At 54.6% G+C, this 15,629-nt stretch carries 13 protein-coding genes and 1 other annotated feature; of the genes, 3 read left to right on the top strand and 10 right to left on the bottom strand.

Translation table 11 applies throughout. From position 1 onward, the window contains the following. Positions 1–180: 180 nt before the first annotated feature. A complete protein-coding gene (ybaL, locus tag KXR87_RS12300) occupies positions 181–1,857 on the top strand; it encodes a YbaL family putative K(+) efflux transporter (RefSeq protein WP_437432530.1) in 1,677 nt (558 codons plus the stop codon). 129 nt (positions 1,858–1,986) lie between these two features. On the opposite strand, the gene KXR87_RS12295 is transcribed toward ybaL, so the two are convergent. From KXR87_RS12295 to KXR87_RS12255, 9 genes are all read right to left on the bottom strand, one after another. Further along, positions 1,987–3,291: an inosine/guanosine kinase gene (locus KXR87_RS12295; protein ID WP_437432529.1), complete on the bottom strand. Its 1,305-nt coding sequence runs from the start codon at positions 3,289–3,291 to the stop codon at positions 1,987–1,989. A 63-nt stretch (positions 3,292–3,354) separates the two neighbouring features. Then, entirely contained in the window at positions 3,355–4,317 is a 963-nt protein-coding gene (hemH, locus tag KXR87_RS12290; RefSeq protein WP_437432528.1) for a ferrochelatase, read from the bottom strand. 112 nt (positions 4,318–4,429) lie between these two features. Beyond that, positions 4,430–5,074, bottom strand: a complete 645-nt coding sequence (gene adk, locus KXR87_RS12285) for an adenylate kinase (RefSeq protein WP_437432527.1) — start codon at positions 5,072–5,074, stop codon at positions 4,430–4,432. Between the two features lie 225 nt (positions 5,075–5,299). Then, positions 5,300–7,174 (bottom strand): molecular chaperone HtpG, encoded by a 1,875-nt coding sequence (gene htpG / locus KXR87_RS12280; protein ID WP_437432526.1) that lies wholly within the window; start codon positions 7,172–7,174, stop codon positions 5,300–5,302. Between the two features lie 106 nt (positions 7,175–7,280). Next, entirely contained in the window at positions 7,281–7,886 is a 606-nt protein-coding gene (recR, locus tag KXR87_RS12275) for a recombination mediator RecR (RefSeq protein ID WP_437432525.1), read from the bottom strand. Continuing rightward, positions 7,886–8,218 (bottom strand): YbaB/EbfC family nucleoid-associated protein, encoded by a 333-nt coding sequence (locus KXR87_RS12270; protein ID WP_044184788.1) that lies wholly within the window; start codon positions 8,216–8,218, stop codon positions 7,886–7,888. The genes recR and KXR87_RS12270 overlap by 1 nt, the downstream gene beginning before the upstream one ends. A gap of 54 nt (positions 8,219–8,272) precedes the next feature. Then, complete coding sequence (gene dnaX / locus KXR87_RS12265) at positions 8,273–10,207, bottom strand: DNA polymerase III subunit gamma/tau (protein ID WP_437432524.1); 1,935 nt, start codon at positions 10,205–10,207, stop codon at positions 8,273–8,275. Next, positions 8,876–8,940 (bottom strand) — a sequence feature (DnaX frameshifting element). (Overlaps the previous gene by 65 nt.) An 87-nt stretch (positions 10,208–10,294) precedes the next feature. Beyond that, a complete protein-coding gene (apt, locus tag KXR87_RS12260; protein WP_437432523.1) occupies positions 10,295–10,846 on the bottom strand; it encodes an adenine phosphoribosyltransferase in 552 nt (183 codons plus the stop codon). Positions 10,847–10,995: 149 nt separating this feature from the next. Next, the gene (locus tag KXR87_RS12255) at positions 10,996–11,373 is read right to left on the bottom strand and encodes a DUF454 family protein (protein ID WP_437432522.1); all 378 of its coding nucleotides are present in this window, start codon (positions 11,371–11,373) and stop codon (positions 10,996–10,998) included. A 67-nt stretch (positions 11,374–11,440) separates the two neighbouring features. Here KXR87_RS12255 and priC point away from each other — a divergent pair, with 67 nt between their 5' ends. Beyond that, positions 11,441–11,968 (top strand): primosomal replication protein N'', encoded by a 528-nt coding sequence (gene priC / locus KXR87_RS12250; RefSeq protein WP_437432521.1) that lies wholly within the window; start codon positions 11,441–11,443, stop codon positions 11,966–11,968. A gap of 13 nt (positions 11,969–11,981) precedes the next feature. Continuing rightward, the gene (gene rsmS / locus KXR87_RS12245; protein ID WP_437432520.1) at positions 11,982–12,152 is read left to right on the top strand and encodes a pleiotropic regulatory protein RsmS; all 171 of its coding nucleotides are present in this window, start codon (positions 11,982–11,984) and stop codon (positions 12,150–12,152) included. Between the two features lie 23 nt (positions 12,153–12,175). On the opposite strand, the gene mscK is transcribed toward rsmS, so the two are convergent. Then, positions 12,176–15,529 carry a mechanosensitive channel MscK gene (gene mscK, locus KXR87_RS12240; RefSeq protein WP_437432519.1) on the bottom strand — a complete coding sequence of 1,118 codons (3,354 nt, stop codon included), beginning with the start codon at positions 15,527–15,529 and terminating at the stop codon, positions 12,176–12,178. Between the last annotated feature and the right edge of the window lie 100 nt (positions 15,530–15,629).

Raw genomic sequence — 15,629 nt, 5'->3', positions numbered from 1 at the left:
CCCTTACCCAACGAACTCTGTTTTTCCAGGCCATCACCCCCTCTTTTTTCGCCCAACGTGTCATTTTCTTCAACATTCAACAATTATTCACAAACACAATGGTTAAAATTGTCATAAACTGTAACCTGGGTTTTGGTTAATCAACCAAAATGGATCCACGCATCAACGAAAGGAGACGGAATGCATCACGCCACACCGCTAATCACCACCATTGTGGGCGGGCTTGTTCTCGCTTTTATCCTCGGTATGCTTGCCAATAAACTACGAATTTCACCGCTGGTGGGTTATCTGCTTGCGGGCGTACTGGCCGGACCGTTCACCCCAGGCTTTGTGGCGGACACTAAGCTCGCATCTGAGCTGGCGGAACTGGGCGTTATTTTATTGATGTTTGGCGTGGGTCTGCATTTTTCATTAAAGGATTTGATGGCGGTAAAGTCCATCGCCATCCCCGGAGCCATAGCGCAGATCGCTGTTGCCACACTCCTGGGTATGGCGCTCTCCGCTGCACTGGGCTGGTCACTGATGACCGGCATCGTGTTTGGACTTTGTCTTTCAACCGCCAGCACCGTGGTGCTGTTACGCGCGCTTGAAGGCCGACAACTGATTGACAGCCAGCGTGGACAAATCGCCATCGGCTGGTTGATTGTTGAAGATCTGGTGATGGTGCTGACCCTGGTACTGCTCCCCGCTGTCGCCGGGATGGTCGAGAAAGGGAACGTTGGGTTAGCCACACTCGCCGTTGATATGGGGATTACCATCGGCAAAGTGGTCGCCTTCATCGCCATTATGATGCTGGTGGGTCGCCGTCTGGTGCCGTGGATCATGGCGCGAAGCGCCGCCACCGGTTCGCGTGAACTCTTTACGCTATCGGTACTGGCCCTGGCCCTGGGCATCGCGTTTGGCGCCGTCGAACTCTTTGACGTCTCCTTTGCGCTGGGTGCGTTCTTCGCCGGGATGGTACTGAACGAGTCAGAACTCAGCCACCGGGCGGCGCACGATACCCTGCCGCTGCGGGATGCGTTTGCGGTACTCTTCTTCGTCTCGGTCGGTATGCTGTTTGACCCACTGGTATTGATTAATCAGCCGCTGGCGGTGCTGGGCACGCTGGCTATTATCATCTTTGGTAAATCAGTGGCGGCATTTTTCCTGGTACGTATGTTTGGGCACTCACCGCGCACCGCCCTGACCATCGCTGCCAGCCTTGCGCAAATCGGTGAATTCGCCTTTATTCTGGCAGGCCTCGGGATGGCGCTGGATCTCCTGCCTCAGGCAGGCCAGAACCTTGTGCTGGCGGGTGCTATTCTCTCGATTATGCTGAATCCGGTGCTGTTCACCGTGCTGGAAAAATACCTCGATAAAACCGAAACCCTTGAAGAGCAGACGCTGGAAGAGGCGACCGAAGAAGAGAAGCAGATCCCGGTGGACATCTGCAACCATGCGCTGCTGGTGGGCTTTGGCCGCGTCGGCAGCCTGCTCGGCGAGAAGTTAATGGAACAGGGGATTCCACTGGTGGTGATTGAAACCTCTCGCACCCGGGTGGATGAACTTCGGGCACGCGGGATCCGCGCAGTATTAGGGAATGCGGCCAATGAAGAGATCATGAATCTGGCGCACCTGGATTGCGCGCGCTGGCTGCTTTTGACCATTCCAAACGGCTATGAGGCCGGTGAAATTGTGACCACCGCACGTGAGAAATGCCCGGGTATCGAGATCATCGCCCGCGCACATTACGATGATGAGGTGGATTACATCATGGAGCGTGGGGCCAGTCAGGTGGTAATGGGCGAGCGTGAGATTGCCAATACCATGCTGACACTGCTGGCAAAGCCGCCGACTGAAGAGGCAGTAACGGGGTAGCGCTTCTGTCTTTGCCCCTCACCCTCTCCCCATAGGGAGAGGGAACTGACCGGTGCACATCTTTCGCAATCCAGCCCTGGCTGATTTTCACCCTCGCCCCTTTGGGGAGAGGGCCGGGGTGAGGGGAGATTATCGTGCCCAGTAGGACTCTTCCAGACTGTCTTCCCGCTCTGGCAGGCCGCGCGATAAACGTGGCGCATGCTGGTTCAGCACCTGATAGCTGACGCGATTAGCGTATTTGCACACCTGCGCCAGCGATGAGTAGGTCAGCCAGGTGAAATTGTGTTTACTGGAATTGGGTACATTAAGGCGGTGATAGTTATTCGCCGTAATGTCATGCAGCAGGGCGGCCAGCGCGCCATCACCCGCTCCGTTGGTGTTCATGATTTTTTCCGGCCCGCCCATATAGGGCGCGATGTGCGAGAAGATCCTCAGCGGATTGACGCAGTCTTGATGGCGCATCGCGCGGCTGAACTCATACTGGTTAAACTCGGCAATTGCCCCTGGCAACAACGGATGCTGGGTTTTACGTTTCGCTTCATCTTCGGTAAAGCCCGCCATGTAAAGACCAATCGGGCCTGCGGTACACAGCACCAGATCCACCCAGTCCAGCGCTTTGTCAGATGCCACCAGCGGGTCACTTTCGCCGGTCAGCGCGTAGGCTTCTTCTTCGTTCATGGCCAGAATGGAGACATGCGCCTTCAAAAAGTCGCGCCACCACTGCGGATTGTCGGCAATCACGTATTTCGTCCCCAGGGTCAGGACTACCGGTACGTTATGTTTTTTAGCGTAGGCCACGGCCTGCATGGTCGCTTCCGGCATGGGTTCTCCGGGGTTGCAGCGCACCAGGTAGGAAGTCAGTACCAGCGCAGAGGCACCGGCAATAACCGATTCCGGGATGCTGTCTGCGCGCAGTTGATTCATCTGTCCGGGACTGATGGCAAACGTCCGCTCGCCGGAGTCGCTGATAAGCGTAAAGCAGCGCCCAATGGCGCCATCAACACCCTGCAGATAGTTAAGATCGGTGCGGCTGGAGGTATTGCACAGGTAGCGATAGGCATAGCTGCCAATTTCAATGTTATTGCACATCACCCCCAGCAAAACGGAACGGTCATCCGCCAGCACGGAGTAGTTGTGCATGGTGTTGCCGATAGTGCCGCCCGCAAACTGGTGCGTAATCAGGTTGTCGCGCACCAGCTCCTGATACAGCGCTTCCGCCACGTCATCGCTTATCACCAAAGAATGGCCGGCACTCAGCCCGTATCGGGCAATAAAGGCATCATCCACTTTTGCTTCAATATCTACCAGCGTCTGGTCGATACCCACCACCCAGGTGGCGCTGGTCTCATTTTCAGGCTGGATTTGTTGCAGCAGCGGATCGCGGGCATTAACGGGAAAGTAGTGTTTGGATTTACGCTTACCGGGAAATTTCATGGTCTTCATTACGGGGTGAGAAGTGGGCCGGGAATGGTAGCACATTCCCGGTCCGGCAGGCGATCAGCGATATTTCTCCGTAAGACTGACCATCATTTCGATATGATCCGGCGAGTCATTAAGCGCGGGAATGTACTCGTATTTTTCACCGCCCGCCTCAAGGAAGAACTCCCGGTTCTGCACCGCAATTTCTTCCAGTGTCTCCAGGCAATCCGCTGCAAAACCCGGACTCATGACCTGGATATGCTTCACCCCTTTCTCACCTAACATTTTCATGGTTTCGTCAGTGTAAGGTGTCAGCCAGGGTTCGCGGCCAAAACGCGACTGGAAGGTCATCATCACTTTTTCCGGCGGCAGGGCCAGGGCAGAAACCAGTTCCCGGGTCGTATCACGGCAGCGCTGGGGGTAATCGTCCCCTTCATCGGCGTAACGCTGAGGAATACCGTGGTATGAGAGCAGTAGCAGGTCCGGTTCACCGTGGCGGGCAAAAGAAGCACGTACGCTGTTAGCCAGCGCCGTAATATAGGCCTGATCGTCGGCATAATCACGGATGAAGGAGATCCCCGGAATGGAACGCTTCCTGCCCAGAATCCGCCCCAGTTCATCCCACACGGCCCCCACGGTTGAGCAGGAAAACTGCGGGTAGAGCGGCAGAACGATAATGTGTTCAACATCCTGCGCCAGCAACTCATCAACGGCACTTTCCAGCGACGGCTTACCATAGCTCATTCCAAGCGCTACGGGCACCTGCGCAAGACGCGCGGCCAGCGCCTGCTGCTGCCTGCGGCTGAAGACCATGAGTGGTGAGCCCTCTTCCATCCAGACGGACTGGTAGAGTTTGGCAACACGCGGGGAGCGAATGGGCAAAATCACACCGCGCAGCAGCGGCCACCACAGCAGACGAGAGGTATCGACGACACGACGGTCGCTTAAAAATTGCCGGAGATAGCGTTTTACCGCATCGGGAGTGGGTGCTTCTGGGGTACCAAGATTGGCCAGCAGAATACCTGTTTTCGCCTGACTCATTCGCGCCTCTTAACCATTGAACTGGTTAATGATTGTAACTGAAAAGCGCGGAAACGAAACCAATTGCAGCGATTGATAAAGCATCCCCGGCGGGCGCCGGGGAGGAGAGAACTTAGCCGAGGATCTTTTCCAGTTCGGCGCGAACGTCGCTCACGGCTTTGGTGCCGTCAACTTTAGCGTAACGGGTGTTGCCAGATTTCGCTTCGTTCTGATAATAACCAATCAGCGGTGCCGTCATCTGATGGTACTCGACCAGACGTTTACGCACGGTCTCTTCCTGGTCATCTTTACGGGTGGTCAGCTCTTCGCCGGTCACATCGTCTTTACCTTCCACTTTCGGTGGATTGAATTTGATGTGGTATACACGACCAGACGCCGCGTGTACGCGACGACCGATAATACGGTCAACGATCAGCTCGTCAGGTACGTCGAACTCCAGTACGTAATCAACCTTGATGCCCGCTTCTTTCATGGCATCAGCCTGAGGGATAGTACGTGGGAAGCCGTCAAGCAGGAAACCGTTGCGGCAATCTTCCTGAGTAATGCGCTCTTTGACCAGCGCGATAACCAGTTCATCCGTCACCAGCTTGCCGGCGTCCATGATGTCTTTCGCTTGCTTGCCCAGCTCACTGCCAGATTTCACAGCAGCACGGAGCATGTCGCCCGTGGAGATTTGCGGAATACCGTATTTCTCCATAATGAACTGTGCCTGAGTTCCTTTACCCGCGCCCGGAGCGCCAAGCAGAATAATACGCATTGCGGAAATCCCCTCAAATGTCGGTTCAAATTTTCAAAAAAGCGCTAAACGATACCACCAGAACGGCGATGGCTCAAGGAAGGCGAAAGGGCTGAAACGGTTAGTGGCGCAGTTATTGTGGAATTAATGAGATTTGATGCCCGCTCCGCCCAATTTCACGGGCAGAGCGGGAAAACTGGCACCCGGACCCTCTCCCGCCGGAAGAAGGTCTGGGTAAGCAGGATATTACGCCAGCAGGAGCTGGTTCATGCGGCGGATAAACTGGTTCGGGTCTTCCAGCGTGCCGCGCTCTGCAAACAACGCTTGATCCATCAGCAGTTCAACCCACTCGCTGAACTGCCCTTCATCCGTGGTATCCGCCGCGCGTTTTACCAGCGGATGATCCGGGTTCAGTTCAAAAATATACTTCACTTCCGGGACGGCCTGGCCCGCTGCGGCAAACAGTTTTGCCATCTGGGTGCTCATTTCGTCATTGTCGGTGGTAACAATCGCTGGCGTATCGGTCAGGCGATGCGTCAGGCGCACCTCTTTAACACGCTCGCCGAGCAGGGTTTTCACGCGCTCAACGAAAGGCTCAAGGGCTTTCTCCGCCTCCTTCACGCTTTCATCTACTTCATCGGCCAGCTTATCCAGAGACTCATCCGCTTTGGAGACGGACTGGAAAGATTTACCGTCAAACTCTGTCAGATAGCTCATCATCCACTCGTCGATACGGTCGGAGAGCAGCAGAACTTCAATGCCTTTTTTACGCAATAGTTCCAGATGCGGGCTGCTCTTGGCAGCGGCATAGCTGTCGGCGGTAATGTAGTAAATCTTCTCCTGACCCTCTTTCATGCGCGCGACATAGTCATCCAGCGACACGGTCTGTTCTGAAGAGTCAATATGAGTGGAAGCAAAGCGCAGCAGTTTAGCGATAGTCTGCTGGTTGGCATTATCTTCCGCCGGGCCTTCTTTTAACACCAGACCAAACTGTTTCCAGAAGCCCTGATATTTTTCCGCGTCATCTTTTGCCAGTTTTTCCAGCATCTGCAGCGCACGTTTGGTCAGCGCATTACGCAGGTTACGGGTGACGCTGCTGTCCTGCAGGATTTCACGGGAGACGTTCAGCGGCAGATCGTTGGAATCGATAAGACCACGGACGAAACGCAGGTAGTTCGGCATAAACTGCTCAGCGTCATCCATAATAAACACGCGCTGCACATACAGTTTCAGTCCATGCTTATGGTCACGGTTCCACATGTCCCACGGTGCCTGTGACGGGATAAACAGCAGGCTGGTGTACTCCTGCTTCCCTTCCACGCGGTTATGGCTCCAAGCCAACGGGTCGGTAAAGTCGTGAGCAATGTGTTTGTAAAACTCGTTGTACTCTTCGTCTTTAATCTCAGACTTGCTGCGGGTCCACAGCGCCTGCGCTTTGTTGATCTTTTCCCAGGAAACCACGGTCTCGCCGTCAACTTCTTCCTGTTTTTCAATTTCAACCGGCAGTGCGATGTGGTCAGAGTATTTGCTGATAACGGAGCGCACACGCCAGTCGTCGAGGAAATCATCTTCGCCTTCACGCAGGTGCAGGGTGATTTCTGTACCACGCTCTTCTTTGGTGATATCGGCAACGGTGTACTCACCTTCGCCCTGGGATTCCCAGAACACGCCGTTTTCTGCGCTTTCACCCGCAGCACGCGTGCGAACGGAGACCTTGTCTGCAACGATAAACGCGGAGTAGAAGCCCACACCAAACTGACCAATCAACTGGCTGTCTTTCGCCTGGTCAGATCCCATAGACTCCAGGAAAGATTTGGTTCCCGACTTCGCAATGGTGCCCAGGTTTTCGATCACTTCATCGCGATTCATGCCGATGCCGTTATCCGCGATGGTCAGCGTGCGGTTCTCTTTATTGAAAGAGACGCGAACGCGCAGTTCGCCATCCCCTTCGTACAGCTCCGGTTTGGAGAGCGCGCGAAAACGCAGTTTATCCGCCGCATCCGACGCGTTAGAGATTAACTCGCGCAGGAAGATTTCTTTATTGGAATACAGGGAATGGATCATCAGGTGCAGAAGTTGTTTCACTTCTGACTGGAAACCGCGGGTTTCTTGTCCTTTCATCTACGTCGACCTCAACAATGCCATATGAGTAAAAAAGCGTTGAAGGGGAGATGGGGTTAACGAAAGGTATTTTCAAGCGGAGGCCGACAGCGCAGCCTCCGTTTGGTCAGAATTTAATCTTGTGACGACCGGCCAAAGAGTGAGACAGCGTGGTGCCGTCTACCATTTCCAGTTCGCCGCCGACCGGTACACCATGCGCGATACGGCTGGCTTCTACTTCATATTGCGCACACAGTTCGGCAATGTAGTTTGCCGTGGCTTCACCTTCCACCGTCGGGTTGGTGGCAAGGATCACTTCGCTCAGCGTTTCCGCCTCCAGACGCTGTTCCAGCCTGTCCAGACCAATATCATCCGGTCCGATACCGTCCAGTGGCGAGAGATGCCCCATCAAAACGAAGTAGCGACCGGAAAACTGCCCGGTCTGCTCGATGGCATAAATATCTGCCGGGCTCTCTACCACGCAAATCTGCCCATTCTCCTGGCGACGGGGATTACTGCAAATGTTGCAGATCTCCTGCTCGGTGAAGGTACGGCAGTCGGCACAATGACCAATTTCAGACATGGCGCGGGTCAGTGCCTGCGCCAGGCGCATTCCGCCGCTGCGATCGCGCTGCAAAAGCGTAAACGCCATGCGTTGCGCTGACTTCGGACCAACGCCCGGCAGACAGCGCAACGCTTCCATAAGCTGCGTTAACAGCGGACTGGTTTGCATCAGAACGGCATCTTAAAGCCTGGCGGCAGCTGCATTCCGGAGGATACAGAGGCCATTTTTTCTTTCTGCGTCTCTTCGATGCGACGGGCAGCATCGTTGAACGCTGCGGCAACCAGATCTTCGAGCATCTCTTTGTCGTCTTCGAGGAGGCTTGGATCGATTTCAACGCGACGGCAGTTATGCGCGCCATTAATGGTCACCTTCACCAGGCCCGCGCCGGACTCACCGGTAACTTCCAGCTTCGCGATCTCTTCCTGCATCTGCTGCATCTTTTCTTGCATCTGCTGGGCCTGTTTCATCAGATTGCCCAGACCGCCTTTTCCACCAAACATAGGCTTTTCTCTCAGTAAGTCGTAGTTAAGGATGACCGCAAGTCAGACCTGCAATCAAAGGGGACGAATACTCTCTTCATCCAGATCTGCATCAAAAAATCGGCGCAGCGTCTGGATATTGTTATCCGCAATAATCGCCTCACGCGCTTGCGCAAGTTTTTCTTCATAGATGGCTTGTCGCCACTCCAGCGGAGTTCGCACCGCCGGATTATCATCTTCAATGATAGTCAATTCAACCGGCATGCCGTAAAAGCCGCTCAACGCATCCGCAAGGGTCTTTTGCGCCGATGCTGAATTCAGGTGACGCTGACCCGATCGCAAATGCAGTAAAATTCGGTTCTCTTCCTGCTCTTTCCAGGCGTTCAGGGCTACCTGTTCAACCAGCTTAGGCAGGGTGAGTTTGCTCACCTCCGCCGCCCAGGGGTCGCGCTCAATCGACTCTTCAGCCAGCTTTTTGGCAAGCTCGGGCGTTTTTTCATGCTCAAGCGCTTTCTTCAATGCCTTTGGTGTCGCGACCGCTTCTTTGACCTCGTCAACAACCGTCGTCGCTTTCCAGCGATAGGCCTCTTTTTTAACCGGTACGTCGGCCTGCGCGGAGGCTGCCGGCCGGGATTGCACCCGTTCGGTTATCGAGGCCAGTCTTTCCAGGGCACTGTTATTCACCGGCCGCACGCGGGATGCGGCTGCCGGTTCACTCTTTTTTGCTTTGTCCGCTCCCTGAGCGCGCTGGAGCTGGCGACGGGCAGCCAGCACCTGGTTCGTGGTTTCAGGCAGTGCGGTATCATGCTGTGGTTGCGGCGCCACGGCTTCTGACCGGGGCGCGATCTGCGGCTGGGTCAGTACAGCCGTCGGGGCGACCGGGGCAAAAGTATGCTGAGGTGCATCAGGCACCGCAAGCGGTTCACGTGGATGAAACGCCAGCGCCCGCAGCAGAGTCATCTCCATTCCCATGCGCCTGTCCGGTGCATAGGGCAACTCTTTGCGGCCAATCAGCAGCGTCTGGTAATAGAGCTGAACATCAGTAGGCGGAATAATCCGCGCCAGTTCACGCATCCGTTGCTCAATAGCGGCCATGTCGCTGCCTAAGGCGGCAGGTGTGAGCTGCACCATAGCAATCCGGTGCATCAGCATTTGCATTTCCACCAGCAAGGCTTCCCACTCGACGCCCCGCGACGCGGCGTCGTTCACCAGTGTCATCGCCCGCTCACCATCGGCAGCAACAATAGCTTCAATGAGGGCCAGCGCCTGGTCATCATTAAGCGTGCCGAGCATAGTGCTCACCACCTGAGCGCTCAGGTTGCCATCACCGCTGGCAATCGCCTGGTCGGTGAGGCTCAGCGCGTCACGCAGACTGCCGTCTGCTGCACGTGCAATAAGCTGAAGCGCACGGGTTTCATGGGGGATCTTTTCTTCGTCAAGAATGTGCTCAAGCTGCTGGCGAATCTGATCGACATCCAGCGCCTTGAGATGAAACTGCAGGCAGCGTGACAGAATAGTAACCGGCAGCTTTTGCGGATCGGTCGTCGCCAGCAAAAACTTCACGTGCGCGGGCGGCTCTTCAAGCGTTTTCAGCAGTGCATTGAAGCTGTGACGCGAGAGCATGTGCACTTCATCAATAAGATAGACTTTGAACCGCCCCCGGGCTGGCGCATATTGCACGTTATCCAGCAGATCGCGGGTATCTTCTACTTTGGTGCGAGACGCGGCATCGATTTCAATCAGATCAACGAAACGCCCCTGCTCTATCTCACGGCAGTTGTCACATACACCACAAGGTGTGGCAGTAATTCCCGTTTCGCAGTTCAGCCCCTTCGCCAGTAGTCGGGCGATAGAGGTTTTACCAACACCACGCGTACCGGAAAACAGGTAAGCATGATGGATGCGTCCCGAGGTGAGGCCGTTCGCCAGAGCAGTGAGCACATGCTCCTGGCCGACAACGCTCGCGAAAGTTTGGGGTCGCCATTTACGGGCAAGGACCTGATAACTCATTGGCAGGCTCTGAAACGCTGGAAGGTGAATTGATTGGGGGAATGCTAACACAACCTCACCCATTGGGCGAGGTTGTGGGACGGGGGATTAATGCCCCGGGAAAGGCACTAAGCTGTAACAGGTGATACCCTGTTTTTCCAGACGCTGTTCACCGCCCAGATCGAACAGATTAATGATGAATGCCGCGTCGTTCACTTCACCGCCGAGGCGACGAATCAATTTTACGGTGGCTTCGATGGTGCCGCCGGTTGCCAGCAGATCGTCTACAACCAGCACTTTGTCACCAGCCTGGATGGCATCGACGTGGATTTCTAACTGATCGGTGCCGTACTCCAGTTCATAGCTTTCCGCGATGGTTTCTCGTGGCAGTTTACGCGGTTTGCGCACGGGTACGAAACCGACGCCCAGACCCAGTGCGACGGGCGCACCGAAAAGGAAGCCACGCGCTTCGGTCCCTACTACTTTGGTGACCCCGGCGTCTTTGAAACGCTCAACCAGCAGTTGAATGCTGAGGGCGTAAGCCCTGGGGTCTTCCAGCAAACTGGTGACATCACGGAACAGGATGCCCGGCTTCGGGTAGTCCTGAATGCTTTTGATGCTGTTTTTTAGAAATTCAAGCTGCTGCGCAGTCGCTGTCATGGATTTTTGCCTGATAGAAACGGTATTACTCACGGCTCGCCGGGAATTTAAATGCAACCTGCGGTTAACATTTAACCAGTCGTACCTGTGCTCGAAAACGCCAGAATTTACTGGCTGAGCGCGACAATTGCAACTGCCATTACTGCCCTTTACGGTTTTTGTTGCTTTGCGTCAATCACGGGCAGACGCCACATAAAAATGAGCAGGCAGCTCAGAATGACCAGAAGCAGGATCCGTACCCACATCATCTTTACCAGCCATAATGAAATGGCGAAGGTCACCAGAATAACGGCGATGGCCCGTGGCTTAGCGCCCGGTGGCATTGCCCGGTACTGTTGCCAGTGGCGCAAATAGCCGCCAAACCAGGAGCGGTAAAGCAGCCAGTCATGAAAACGGGGAGAAGATCGCGCGAAACACCAGGCCGCCAGCAAGATAAACGGCGTGGTTGGCAGCAGGGGCAACACCACCCCCAGGGTACCGAGCACTACCGCCACCCAGCCAATGATGATTAAAATAGTTCGTTTCATAATGCGAATCGTTATCAAGATGAGCGGCTACTGTAGCATAGTCGCAGGATTTTCAGGGGAATGGGAAGTGAAAAGCATGTTGCTGTTACAGGCGCTGGAACAAAAATTATCCGCGCTCGCCAGGGAGATGGCTCCCTTGTCTTCGCACGCCACCGTGAGTCCCCGTTTCGATCGGCAACTTTTTCGCACCCGCAGCACGATGATGCGAGCTTATCTTGACGAAGCACGCGACAATCTCGCAGCGCTGCGCCATGCCGTGAATGCAGAGCGCGCTCCTCAGGTAGCCTGGCTTGCGGAGCACCTGGCGTCGCAACTCACCGCCCTGGTGCGTGAAAGCGCCGTCTGGTCACTGCGGTCCTGGGACGCGGCTAAACCCGGTATCGCTAAATGGCAACGCAAGCGCTTACAGCACCAGCAATTTGAGCAGCGTCTGCTTGCGATGAAGCGTGAGCGCGAAGAAAAAGTCAGCCAGGTTGCCACCTTCGCCGAGCAGCAGCAGCTCCATAAAGAGATTATTGCGTTTGAAGAAAGGCTCCGTCGCTGCCGTCACGCGCTGGATAAAATTGAACGCGTGCTGGCGCATCTGACACGCTAAACGAGGAGAGGAAATGTCACTGGAAAATGCCCCGGATGAAATCAAGCTGGCGGTGGACCTGATTATGCTGCTGGAAGAGCATCAGGTTGCGCCCGATACGGCACTGAAAGCGCTGGAGATAGTAAGACGGGATTTTGAGAAGAAGATCGAGGGACTTTCACCCTCGTCCCCGCTCTCTCCTTAAGGAGAGCGCGGGTCGGCTTTACATTATTTTAGGGCAGGCGTTGGGTCATCCCCTCTGCGCTCACGCTTCACTTCCTGGTGCTCTTCACCTTTCTCATTGCGCAAATGCACCTCAAGCTGGTTAAAGGCAATGTTGATGTTGTTTTCACGACATAGTCTATCAATGGTGCGGTTCAGCTCATCAACGGTATAGCTACGATCGCGCAGTTCACGCACGTACAGGCGCAGTTCGTGATCCAGCGTACTGGGGCCAAAGGTCGTGAAGAAGACCGACGGCTCTGGATCATGCATCACTTTCGGATGCTCCATCGCCGCCTGCAATAAGATTGCTTTCACTTTATCCAGATCTGAGCCATAGGCGACGCCAAGCCGGATGACCACGCGGGTGATGGTGTCGGACAGTGACCAGTTAATCAGACGTTCGGTCACAAACGCCTTGTTCGGAATGATGACCTCTTTACGGTCAAAATCGGTGATTGTCGTGGCACGGATGCGGATCTTACTGACCGAACCAGAGAAGGTCCCGATTGTCACCGTATCGCCAATACGCACCGGACGTTCGAACAGAATGATAAGCCCTGAGACGAAGTTACCAAATATTTCCTGTAAGCCAAACCCAAGGCCCACCGACAAGGCTGCCGCCAGCCACTGCAGTTTGTCCCATGACACGCCCAGCGAACCGAACACCGTCATCGCACCGGCCCCAATAATGATGTAATTGAGGATAGTGGTGATGGCGTAGGACGCCCCCTGACGCATATTGAGTCGCGAGAGCACCAGGACTTCCAGCAGACCGGGCAGGTTTCGTATCAACGCCCAGGCAACCACAAAGGCCACAAGAGCAAACAACATGCTGCCCATAGTGACGTTTTTCATCACCGCTGCACCCGCTTCAGTGCCGTTGTAGTGCCAAAGTACAACGCTATCGAGATAGGCGAAAACAGTGATCAAATCCGACCAGATTGCCCAAAACAGGACCGCAAACAGAGAGATCATCACCAGCATGGTAATGCGCAGCGTCTGTTGGTTGACCTGCTCCAGCGCGATAGTGGGTTCTTCCTGCGGTTCAGCCCCTTCGGCACCCTCTTTGACCATATTCTGACGGCGTGCCAGCGCACGACGGTAGGCAATACGTCTGGCAGCCACGCTCAGCCCACGTAATACGGTCTGGTAGAGTAGATTCCAGACAATCACCAGATAGACGGTTTCAATCCAGCGCCCGGACAAGCGCAGCGTGGTGTAGAAGTACCCCGTCGCGGTCAGCACCATCAATGCGATCGGCACAAAGGCCAGCACCGTGATCGTTACCAGCCGGATGCTATGCGACTCTTTATCACGCCAGCTTTCACGGAACATCGGCCAGACGAGGGCGGTGATCACCAGCAGGTTCAGGAAAATAACGGTCTGCCCCAGCACGTCATCCATTAAATGTAAGGGGGACAGCTCAGAGACGACGGACCAGAAATGCAGAGGCAGCAACGCGAGGCTGATGCGGACAATCTGTCGACGCCAGTGACTGGTCAGTTGTGCCGGCATTGCAAAGTGGTTAACCGCCACACCATCTTTTTCCAGGACTTTCCAGCACAGCCCGAAGACCAGCCAGAACACTGCCAGTTTTTTACTGAACGCCCACAGCAGTTCACTGATGTTGAGCTGCATGGTCAGTAATATCAGCCCGATCGCCAGAATAATCAGGCACACCGGGAGCGCCCGAATCAGGTCAATCAGTATGGCTTTCGGCGTATGCAATTGGCTGTCGTTACGTAACTGTCCGACCTGTAAGGCCAGTTTTGCCTGGTAACTACGCAACCAGCTCAGACGCCAGCGGATAAGTCCCGCGATCAGCAGCAGCGGTAATCCCGTCAGGAAAGCAATCGCCACCGCAGGCCAGGCTTTTTCCCAGTTAACGGTGATTTTCATTTTGCTGATCTGATCTTTGAGCGCCTGGGGGAAAGATTTAATCCAGTCCCAGTCCATTGGTTTATTACTGTTTACCCAGAAGATTTGCTGCGTCAGGATCTCTTGCAGACTTTTGGACACGCTCATTAACTGCTGCTGATTCACCTGAAGATTAATGGCCATCATCAGCTGGTTGCCTAACTGCTTATTTAATTGATCCAGCAACTCGCGACGCATATCCACCACCTGCAGCAGCGCATCGTGAACCTCGTCGTTTACGTCACTCTGATGCCCCTCTTCCAGTTTGGCTACGAAGGTGTCGCTCTGGAACAGCGCATCACGCTGCTGATTGACCTCAAATTGTTCAAGACGCAGATCGGCAATGCGATTGGTCATGTCTTCCAGCTCATCGGCCGAAGGCAGGGTTTGCTGTTGTTGATAAAGAATGCGTGACAGCAGCAAACTCCCTTTCAGAACGGAAATTTGCTCTTTAATGGTACGCTCAGACTGTAACGCACGGTCGAGCCAGTTTTTCACTTTGATGTTTTGCTGAACCAGCGTATTACCATTTTGCGTAGCGGTGATGAGTTTCTGACTCAACTGATGGTTAACGTCTAACTCTTGTTTCACCAAAGGCACGGCCTGAATCCGCGCGGTTTCATCGGGTGTAACTGCTTCCTGAGCGGTTTTTTCTGTCAACGTCAGTCGCTTATTGTTCACCGCCTCCTGCAGCAACTGAAGCTGATGCTCAAGGCGATTGCTGTTGGCGGTGACATAATCGCGCTGCTTCTGCAAGGTATCCTGTAGCGTGGTATTGCCTTCCAGACTTTTACGTTGATGCTCAATCTGCGCATTCAGTAATGCCTGTTCAGCCAGCAGCAACGCCTGTTGCGTCGGGCGTAATGCCCCTTCTCCCGCTGCCGTGCCATTTAGGCGATTACGAATCTGCTGCAACTGCTGTGAGGACGTATACATCTGGTTCTGCACACGCTCCGGTTGCGTTTGCAGAGAAACCAGCTGGCTGTTGTAGTTGGATAAATCGTTCTGCGCCGTCTGTAAATCATCAAGCAACTGGGCTAAGCGCGACTCAAGCTGGCGCAGCGATAGCGTTGCCAGCGTTTTACGCGTTTCGTCATCGTTGTCTTTATCGCTGAGGCTGTTCAGGGCGTCCGTGGCCTGACGCAGTTTATCCGGTGCCTGGGTCACTTTCTGTTTAAGCAGGATGGTCTCCTGCTTTACCCGCTCGATTTTATCAAGCGTCTCCAGCGTAGCGGTCAGGTCTTCAATGACCAGCTTATCCACCGCGCTGTGATCTTTTTGTTTATTGAGTGCGTCAAGCTGGCTCTGGACATCACTGCGGGAAGGTAAATCATTGGCGGCGGTCGCCCCAATGGCATTGCCCACAAAGCAGACAAAGATAATGAGCATGACAGCGAAAGCTGAGAGCGGACGGCATGAGCGAGTGAATTGCGGCATCATTTGCGTGATTAATCTGTATACAGGGAAGAGGGCCGAAACTAGCCAACGCCGAAGGATAACATGCCGCGATAAATAGACAACCTGGTCACCCAGAAAGGGG

The organism is Yokenella regensburgei (genome assembly GCF_051486985.1).
Lineage (GTDB): Bacteria > Pseudomonadota > Gammaproteobacteria > Enterobacterales > Enterobacteriaceae > CBFFRJ01.
The sequence above is the reverse complement of the archived record's forward strand: the minus strand, read 5'-3'. Positions and strand labels throughout refer to the sequence as shown.

Coding starts and splice junctions, on each gene's coding strand:
- KXR87_RS12255 (WP_437432522.1), bottom strand. CDS start 11,373: ATGAAACGAACTATTTTAATCATCATTGGCTGGGTGGCGGTAGTGCTC.
- apt (WP_437432523.1), bottom strand. CDS start 10,846: ATGACAGCGACTGCGCAGCAGCTTGAATTTCTAAAAAACAGCATCAAA.
- KXR87_RS12270 (WP_044184788.1), bottom strand. CDS start 8,218: ATGTTTGGTGGAAAAGGCGGTCTGGGCAATCTGATGAAACAGGCCCAG.
- adk (WP_437432527.1), bottom strand. CDS start 5,074: ATGCGTATTATTCTGCTTGGCGCTCCGGGCGCGGGTAAAGGAACTCAG.
- mscK (WP_437432519.1), bottom strand. CDS start 15,529: ATGATGCCGCAATTCACTCGCTCATGCCGTCCGCTCTCAGCTTTCGCT.
- KXR87_RS12295 (WP_437432529.1), bottom strand. CDS start 3,291: ATGAAATTTCCCGGTAAGCGTAAATCCAAACACTACTTTCCCGTTAAT.
- htpG (WP_437432526.1), bottom strand. CDS start 7,174: ATGAAAGGACAAGAAACCCGCGGTTTCCAGTCAGAAGTGAAACAACTT.
- ybaL (WP_437432530.1), top strand. CDS start 181: ATGCATCACGCCACACCGCTAATCACCACCATTGTGGGCGGGCTTGTT.
- dnaX (WP_437432524.1), bottom strand. CDS start 10,207: ATGAGTTATCAGGTCCTTGCCCGTAAATGGCGACCCCAAACTTTCGCG.
- hemH (WP_437432528.1), bottom strand. CDS start 4,317: ATGAGTCAGGCGAAAACAGGTATTCTGCTGGCCAATCTTGGTACCCCA.
- recR (WP_437432525.1), bottom strand. CDS start 7,886: ATGCAAACCAGTCCGCTGTTAACGCAGCTTATGGAAGCGTTGCGCTGT.
- rsmS (WP_437432520.1), top strand. CDS start 11,982: ATGTCACTGGAAAATGCCCCGGATGAAATCAAGCTGGCGGTGGACCTG.